1 protein-coding gene and 1 pseudogene are annotated in these 1,818 nt (G+C 69.1%); both read left to right on the top strand.

Annotated elements, in window-relative coordinates; translation table 11 throughout:
- Nucleotides 1-256, top strand: a pseudogene (locus ACTWQJ_RS51040) (leucyl aminopeptidase); the annotation flags it as partial.
- A gap of 268 nt (nt 257-524) precedes the next feature.
- On the top strand, nt 525-1,818 hold a 1,294-nt coding region (gene lpdA, locus ACTWQJ_RS51035), incomplete at its 3' end, for a dihydrolipoyl dehydrogenase (protein ID WP_443313142.1).

Here is a 1,818-nt window from a genome sequence, read left to right as displayed (position 1 = left end):
GCACCTGCGCAAGGGGATGGACTCGCCGACCGCCGACATCGCGAACATGGGTGAGCGGATGGGCGGCGGACTGGTCGCCGGGCTGTTCCTGCGGGAGTTCGTGGGCGAGGGCATCACGTGGGCGCACCTCGACATCGCCGGGCCCGCCTTCAACGAGCAGGGACCGTTCGGGTACACGCCGAAGGGTGGTACGGGGTCCGGGGTGCGGACGCTCGTCCGGCTTGCCGAGCTGACCGCTTCGGGTGATCTGGGCTGAGGTCCGCCCACTGACCCGGGTCTCCATGTCGTACGGCGGCTCCGCTGCGTGCGGGCCGGTCGCGCCCGCGCGGCAGAGCCGCCTGTCGACAAACGAGCGTGCGACGTATCACACTCCGGCCCCGCGTCTCGTCCCGCGGTGACAAGTGCGAAGATGGGGCTCGGCAGGACAGGGCCCCACCGAAGGGCCGAAGTAGAGCGGCCGGACACCAGCCGCCCAGCCGGTCATCGTCGACCGGCGTACGGCGCACATGCATGGAGGACGTGACGTGGCGAACGACGCCAGCACCGTTTTCGACCTAGTGATCCTCGGCGGTGGTAGCGGTGGTTACGCCGCGGCCCTGCGCGGGGCGCAGCTGGGCCTGGACGTCGCCCTGATCGAGAAGGACAAGGTCGGCGGCACCTGCCTGCACCGGGGTTGCATCCCCACCAAGGCCCTGCTTCACGCGGGCGAGATCGCCGACCAGGCGCGCGAGAGCGAGCAGTTCGGCGTCAAGGCGAGCTTCGAGGGCATCGACGTCGCCGGGGTCCACAAGTACAAGGACGAGGTGATCTCCGGCCTGTACAAGGGTCTGCAGGGGCTCATCGCCTCCCGGAAGGTCACCTACATCGAGGGTGCGGGCCGGCTGTCCTCCCCCACCTCGGTGGACGTGAACGGTCAGCGGATCCAGGGCCGCCACGTGCTGCTGGCCACCGGCTCCGTGCCGAAGTCGCTGCCGGGCCTGGAGATCGACGGCAACCGCATCATCTCCTCGGACCACGCCCTGGTCCTGGACCGCGTGCCGAAGTCGGCGATCGTGCTCGGCGGCGGTGTCATCGGCGTCGAGTTCGCCTCCGCGTGGAAGTCCTTCGGTACGGACGTCACGGTCATCGAGGGCCTGAAGCACCTCGTCCCCGTCGAGGACGAGAACAGCTCGAAGCTGCTCGAGCGCGCCTTCCGCAAGCGCGGCATCAAGTTCAACCTGGGCACCTTCTTCCAGAAGGCCGAGTACACGGCCGACGGTGTCAAGGTCACCCTCGCCGACGGCAAGGAGTTCGAGGCGGAGATCCTCCTCGTCGCCGTCGGCCGCGGCCCGGTCTCCCAGGGCCTGGGCTACGAGGAGGCCGGGGTCGCCATGGACCGCGGCTACGTCCTCGTCGACGAGTACATGCGGACGAACGTCCCGACGATCTCCGCGGTCGGCGACCTGGTCCCGACCCTCCAGCTCGCGCACGTCGGCTTCGCCGAGGGCATCCTGGTGGCGGAGCGGCTGGCCGGTCTGAAGGTCGTCCCGATCGACTACGACGGCGTGCCCCGGGTGACGTACTGCCACCCCGAGGTCGCCTCCGTCGGTATCACCGAGGCCAAGGCCAAGGAGATCTACGGCGCGGACAAGGTCGTCGCCCTGAAGTACAACCTGGCGGGCAACGGCAAGAGCAAGATCCTCAAGACCGCGGGCGAGATCAAGCTCGTCCAGGTCAAGGACGGTGCGGTGGTCGGCGTCCACATGGTCGGCGACCGTATGGGCGAGCAGGTCGGCGAGGCCCAGCTGATCTACAACTGGGAGGCGCTGCCGGCCGAGG

This window comes from Streptomyces sp. KR55 (assembly GCF_052245645.1).
Taxonomy (GTDB): domain Bacteria; phylum Actinomycetota; class Actinomycetes; order Streptomycetales; family Streptomycetaceae; genus Streptomyces; species Streptomyces flavusporus.
Note: the sequence above shows the minus strand (reverse complement) of the source record. Positions and strands in the feature narration are given on the sequence as shown.